This window comes from Marisediminitalea alba, assembly GCF_002993365.1.
Classification (GTDB): Bacteria; Pseudomonadota; Gammaproteobacteria; order Enterobacterales; family Alteromonadaceae; genus Alteromonas; species Alteromonas alba.
Genome location: NZ_PVNP01000163.1, coordinates 1 through 6,431, shown reverse-complemented (window position 1 = coordinate 6,431; position 6,431 = coordinate 1). Strand labels below are relative to the sequence as shown.

Below are 6,431 nucleotides of genomic sequence, written 5' to 3'. Positions count from 1 at the left end.
CAAATTAATGTTCAACATGACTTTATTGATGTGATATTTCTGACTGTGAGTGCAGTCCTTTCTGGAGCAGAGGGTTGGAGCGATATAGAAGTGTTTGGTCGAGATAAACTTGATTGGTTGCGCCAATACCGTCCCTTTGAAAACGGCATTCCTGTTGACGATACCATTGCCCGAATTGTCCGAGTAATATGCCCTGAACAATTAAATAAAGCCTTTATGAATTGGGTGAATGAAGTGCGTGTTGAAACGGGTAAGCCTCAAATTGCCATCGACGGTAAGACACTTCGTCATTCCTACGATGGCGATAAGCAAACGGCATTACATAGCATTACCGCCTGGAGCAAAGATGCAGGTTTAGTGCTTGCGCAACTGAAGTCATCGGGCAAGAAAAATGAGAATGCTTCGGTATTGGACCTACTCGACACGCTTAATATTAAAGGCGCTCTTATCAGTGCAGATGCCATGAACTCTCAGAAAAAGATAGTCGAGAAAATCAGCTCGGAGAACGCAGATTATGTGCTCTGCATCAAAAATAACCACAAACAACTACGCGATGAAATTGCCGCCTATTTCCATAAGGTAGAGAGGGATAATCCCGCTTGGATTGCCTGTAATGAACAGACTGATTCTGGCCATGGACGAATTGAAGTACGCCGGTGCCAGCAACTAAGAGTCAGTGAGTGGATAAGTGAAGCACAGCACTGGAAAGGTATACGCAGTGTTATCAAAATAGAACGAGAGCGCCACCTTAAAGACAAAGAGGTGAGCACTGAAACGCAATATTACATCAGTTCACTGGATATTGACCCCGTTGCGGTCAACCAGGCTATCCGAGCACACTGGGAAGTCGAAAATAAAGTCCACTGGGTGTTAGACGTGACGTTCAAAGAAGATGATAGCCGAATACGCAAAGAGGACGGAGCGGAAAATGTCGGAGTGATTAGGCGGTTTTGTTTGAATATGGCTCGTTTACACCCCAAGAAAGCCAGCATGAGAAGCAAACTCAAAATGGCTGGCTGGGCCGATGAATTCAGAGCAGAGCTTATTTTTGGGTAAAAGTATGCGGTTGCCCTGTCACTATTACGAGGATTAACGGCTATAACAAAGTGAGAATAAAATGATTACCAATAAATAATAGCTTCTCCCAAAGAGAAAAAGCCAAAAATTTTAAAGTAAATATCCAATCTTTCTAGTTACAGAATGACCTAAAATACACTTATCACTATTAAGCATAGCTAAGCAATTATTATTGAAGCTTTTTCCCAATTCATCAAATATTTAATGAATACTAAAGCTAAGTAGCAACTAGGGCGACTCTGTTGTTTTTTCGGGTTAGGGATATTCGCCTATGTTTTAAAACGCCAGTGCTAAAGCTTCGGCAACGCGGATTCCGTCGATACCTGCCGACCAGATACCACCTGCGTAACCTGCGCCCTCGCCTGCCGGATACAGGCCCTTAACGTTAACGCTTTGATAGTCTTTATCCCGTTTAATACATACCGGTGACGAGGTGCGGGTTTCTACACCGGTGAGGGTGCCATCGGCTTTAGCGAAGCCTTTAATCTGGCGGTCGAACGCCGGGATGGCCTCGCGAATAGCCTGAGTGACATAATCCGGCACCACTTTGCTCAGATCGGTTAAGGTAACGCCTGGTGTATAGGATGGGGTAACTTCGCCCAATTCCGCGCTGGGTTTACCCGCCAGAAAATCACCAATTAACTGCCCGGGGGCGTTGTAATTCTCACCGCCGGCTTTAAACGCCAGTTCCTCAAGACGGCGCTGTAATTCAATGCCTGCCAGTGGGTGGCCAGGATAGTCCTGTTCCGGCGTGATCCCCACTACAATGGCGCTGTTTGCGTTGCGCTCGTGCCGGGAATACTGGCTCATACCATTAGTGACCACGCGGCCAGGCTCTGAAGCCGCCGCAACCACCGTACCGCCGGGGCACATACAGAAGCTATAAACGGTACGGCCATTTTTGCAGTGATGCACCAGTTTGTAATCTGCCGCGCCCAGAATAGGGTTACCGGCATTATCACCAAACCGGCAGCGATCAATCATGCTCTGCTCGTGTTCAATGCGAAAGCCAATGGAAAATGGCTTGGCTTCAATGTACACGCCCTGCTCATACAGGTTCTGAAAAGTATCCCGGGCGCTGTGCCCCAGGGCCAGGATAACCTGTTTACACGCCAGATAATCGCCGTCGGATAAATGCAGGCCTTTCACAGCGAACTGGCCGTCTTGTTCATCCAGATCCAATTTTTCGACCCGGGTAGAGAAGCGAATTTCGCCGCCGAGGTCGATAATCTGCTGGCGCATTTTCTCTACCATGCTCACCAGTTTGAACGTGCCGATATGCGGTTTGCTAACATATAAAATTTCTTCCGGCGCGCCGGCCTCAACAAACTCATGCAGTACTTTGCGGCCGTAATGTTTGCGGTCTTTCACCTGGCTGTACAGCTTACCGTCTGAGAACGTACCGGCGCCGCCTTCACCAAACTGCACGTTAGATTCCGGGTTAAGCGGCTGCTTGCGCCAGAAGCCGAAGGTATCTTTAGTGCGCTCGCGCACGGCTTTACCACGCTCCAGCACAATCGGCTTAAAACCCATCTGCGCCAGAATAAGCGCCGCAAAAATCCCACACGGACCAAGCCCTACCACTACCGGGCGGTGAGTCAGGTTTTCCGGGGCCTGGGCAACAAACTTGTAGGTCATATCAGGGGTAACGCGAACCTGGGTGTCTTTAGCAAACTTAGCCAGCAAATCCGCCTCACTGTTTACCTCTACGTCCACCGTGTAGATCAACTGAATATCCCGGTTATTGCGCGCATCGTAACCGCGTTTAAACACGTTAATGTTTAACAGGTCATCGGCGGCAATCGCCAGTTTACTGATAATCGCTGCAGCCAGGGCAGAGTCATCGTGATCGAGGGGAAGTTTTATATCGGTTAAACGCAACATGAGGGAGGATCCTGGTTCGCCGGACAGCCTATCTGTCAGAGCGGCTATAGTTTAATGCAGTTGCTGGCAATCCGGTAGCCATTGTGGCCATTTGTCTTTAGATCGGGCTGCAGAACCCTTATAATTGCAAACAAATTGATTCACGCACCAACCTATCATGACCTTTGTAGTGACCGACAACTGCGTAAAATGCAAATACACCGACTGTGTGGCCGTGTGCCCGGTAGACGCGTTTTTTGAAGGACCGAACTTTTTGGCCATCGACCCGGCTATCTGCATTGATTGTGCGCTGTGTGTACCGGAATGTCCGGCCGAGGCCATTATTCAGGATACCGAGCTAACCGAAGAGCAAAAGCCCTATCTGGCCATTAACGCTGAGCTCAGTCAGCAGTGGCCAAACATTACTGAAGTGATTGCGCCGCCTGAAGATGCAGACAGCTGGAATGGCGTGCCGGATAAGCTGCCGTTACTGGAACGCTAAACGCCAGTAACGAGCTACTAGCCCTTAAAGCCGGTCGCGACTAAATAAACTTCCCGGGAACGGGGGCGGGATGCCGCAGGTTTTCTCACTTCCACCTTGTTAAAGGAAGAACGGACGTCTTTAACGTACTCGTCGTAGCCTACGCCCTGAAACACTTTCGCACAGAAACTACCGCCGGGTTGTAACACGTTTCTGGCCATGTCGAGTGCCAGTTCAACCAGATACATCGAGGCATACTGATCGGTGGTTTTTACACCACTTTGGTTAGGCGCCATGTCAGATACCACAACGTCCACCTGATCATCGCCAAGCACCTGCAGGATTTGGTCGTATACCGCTTCATCGGTGAAGTCACCCTGAATAAAGTCTACTCCGATAATGCTGTCCATGGGCAGAATATCCGATGCAATCACCCGCCCGTTTTCACCCACTACGGGCGCAACGATCTGCGACCAGCCACCCGGCGCAGAACCGAGATCCATGACCACGCTGCCGGGGCCAAACAGTCTGTCTTTTTCGTTGATTTCAATCAGCTTATAACTGGCCCGGGAACGATACCCATCGGCTTGCGCCTTTTTCACATACGGGTCGTTAACGTGTTCTTCCATCCATTTTTTACTGGTTTTTGAGCGGGCCATATTTACTCTGCTGTGACTGGTGGGAAATCGGCGTTTATTGTAATCATGCCAATGCCATTTGCAAATCTGACAGCGCCAACAAACTTTACCGGCTTGCCTGACTTCAGGGTTATTACAGGCTACAATGCGCTCTATCTTATCACGCGCCTACAAGAGCGCCTATTACCCCTTATCGATTCGGAACTGCCTGCACCATGAAATTAGACGACGTAAAAAAACTGCATCAGAAAAAGTATCGCTCGCAGTTTGGCTATTATCTGGTGGAAGGTGAGCATCTGATTCAGGAGCTGCAACGCTCGCCGCTGATGGCGTTGCCTGTGACGGTATACGTTACCGATGTCTGGCAATCAAAGGGCGTAACTCTGGACGCTCGCTTTGAGGTGATATCGGTGACCGAGCGCCAGATGGCATCCCTCAGCGATACTAAAACGCCGCAGGGCGTGCTAGCCAGAGTACCACTACCGGCAAGCGATAGTAACGCACCATTAAACGCCAACGAGCGTTGTATTTACCTGCATGAAATCCAGGATCCTGGCAATCTGGGAACAATTTTACGCTCGCTGGCCTGGTTTGGTGGTTTTCGGCTGTTGCTAAGCCCTAACAGCGTCGACCCGTTTAACTCCAAGGCAGTTCGCGCCAGTATGGGCGCTATCTTTCATCTGCCGGTTGAGCTGGACGTTTCGCTAAACCAGCTGCAAGCGCGCTTTGAAAAGTTTGCCTACCTTGACCTTAACGGTGCTCCAATCACAGATAAACAGTTTGGTAACTACTCGTGCTATCTGTTTGGCAACGAAGCACGTGGCGTACCGGCACAAGCGCTATCTGAAACAAACGCTGAAGCATTTACCATTGCCGGTAACGGCACCATTGAATCATTGAATCTGGCCAGTGCCGTGGGGATCTGCGCCTTTCAGCTAGCGCAAGCCGCAAAGTAATTGCGGCTAAAGTAAGAAGGCTGAATAGTTGCGGGCGTGGCGCTGCTAGCGCCGGTTTTTCTTCATCCGGCGGCTCTGTTCCCGACGCTTTTCTTCGCGCTTTTCTTTACGCGCCACCTTATCCGGAGTTAATGAACCTTCTTTGAATTTCTGTTTGCGTCTGGCTTTATCGGCCGCCTTTTTCTCGGCAGCGGCGGCCATCTCGATTTTTTCCTGCTCAATCATTTCAGGCGTTTCAAGGGTCAGACGTCCCAGTTTGCCCGCCTGTAATTCGTTTAACAGGATTTCGCAAATCTTATGCAGATTAACCCGGCCTCCGGCCATTTTAGCACCACGGGTTTTGGCCGCAGCTTCTAAAAACTCAAGCTCGGTATCGGGCAACTCATCCAGCTTGTAGCGTTCTTTCATTGCCTCAGGATAGGCTTTAATTAAATAGTCGGCAGCATAAAAACCAACATCATCGTATTCCATAGCGGTATTTTTTACCGCGCCGGATGATGCTAACCGGTAAATAGAATTGGGATTTTCCAGCTTTGGCCACAGCACGCCGGGGGTATCATATAGCACAATCCCGCCGCCTAAGTTAATGCGCTGCTGCGATTTGGTTACCGCTGGTTCGTTACCCGTTTTGGCAATTACCCGATCAGCCAGAATGTTAATCAGGGTAGATTTACCCACGTTGGGGATCCCGGTGATCATGGCATTGATGGATTTCACCGACGCGTGTTTTTGAGCACAAATGGTCTGGATTAATTTTATTATCTGCTTGCTGTTAGCCGGGTTGTCGGTAGTGGTGGTGATAGTTTTTACGCCGCGCTCACTTTCCAGATAAGCCTGCCACCGGGCGGTCAGCTCCGGGTCCGCTAAATCATATTTGTTGAGGATTTTAAGAACGGGTTTATCCCCTCTGATTTTAGCAATTTCCGGGTTTTCGCTGGAATACGGGATCCGCGCATCGAGTACTTCTATCAGGATATCAACCTGACTTATCGATTCTTTTATTTCTTTGAGGGCTTTGTGCATATGCCCCGGAAACCATTGTAAGGCCACTACGTTTGTCCTGTTATCGCTACGTTGTGCGCAAGTTTACTGTAATTAATACCAATCCGCATAGAAGTTTGCCCACTCAGCAAGACTGGCAGGTTTTGTGGCTAGGCTTGATTGCACAGGTTTGGTGGTTCCAAATCAAGCAAGCATAACAACGCCAGAAAGCCTGCCAGCTCACCCTCAGGGGATTGCCCGAAGGGAGTGGCCAAAACGACTTACATCTGTGTTGCGCCCTCTGGACATAGAATGACTATGCCACAGAGAACGCGTCGTGATCTAAGTCGTTTTGACTCACTCTGAGAGGGTAAACTTCTATGCGGATTAATGGTATGGACCCTCTCCTCCCATAAAGGCTTCAAATGAGCCAAG

6 protein-coding genes are annotated in these 6,431 nt (G+C 49.4%); 3 read left to right on the top strand and 3 right to left on the bottom strand.

Features of this window, described 5'->3' with window-relative positions; all coding sequences use genetic code 11:
* Positions 1-3: 3 nt before the first annotated feature.
* The gene (locus tag C6Y40_RS15080; protein WP_105933364.1) at positions 4-1,056 is read left to right on the top strand and encodes an ISAs1 family transposase; all 1,053 of its coding nucleotides are present in this window, start codon (positions 4-6) and stop codon (positions 1,054-1,056) included.
* A gap of 297 nt (positions 1,057-1,353) precedes the next feature.
* Here the strand turns inward: C6Y40_RS15080 and C6Y40_RS15075 are convergent, their stop codons facing one another.
* Positions 1,354-2,961, bottom strand: coding sequence for an NAD(P)/FAD-dependent oxidoreductase (locus C6Y40_RS15075; RefSeq protein WP_105935300.1), 1,608 nt, complete (start codon positions 2,959-2,961; stop codon positions 1,354-1,356).
* A 157-nt stretch (positions 2,962-3,118) separates the two neighbouring features.
* Here C6Y40_RS15075 and fdxA point away from each other — a divergent pair, with 157 nt between their 5' ends.
* Positions 3,119-3,442 (top strand): ferredoxin FdxA, encoded by a 324-nt coding sequence (fdxA, locus tag C6Y40_RS15070; protein WP_105935299.1) that lies wholly within the window; start codon positions 3,119-3,121, stop codon positions 3,440-3,442.
* 17 nt (positions 3,443-3,459) lie between these two features.
* On the opposite strand, the gene rlmE is transcribed toward fdxA, so the two are convergent.
* The gene (gene rlmE / locus C6Y40_RS15065; protein WP_105935298.1) at positions 3,460-4,080 is read right to left on the bottom strand and encodes a 23S rRNA (uridine(2552)-2'-O)-methyltransferase RlmE; all 621 of its coding nucleotides are present in this window, start codon (positions 4,078-4,080) and stop codon (positions 3,460-3,462) included.
* Positions 4,081-4,274: 194 nt separating this feature from the next.
* Here rlmE and C6Y40_RS15060 point away from each other — a divergent pair, with 194 nt between their 5' ends.
* Positions 4,275-5,015: a TrmH family RNA methyltransferase gene (locus C6Y40_RS15060; RefSeq protein WP_105935297.1), complete on the top strand. Its 741-nt coding sequence runs from the start codon at positions 4,275-4,277 to the stop codon at positions 5,013-5,015.
* A 45-nt stretch (positions 5,016-5,060) separates the two neighbouring features.
* Here the strand turns inward: C6Y40_RS15060 and ylqF are convergent, their stop codons facing one another.
* Positions 5,061-6,065: a ribosome biogenesis GTPase YlqF gene (ylqF, locus tag C6Y40_RS15055; RefSeq protein WP_105935296.1), complete on the bottom strand. Its 1,005-nt coding sequence runs from the start codon at positions 6,063-6,065 to the stop codon at positions 5,061-5,063.
* Positions 6,066-6,431 lie beyond the last annotated feature (366 nt).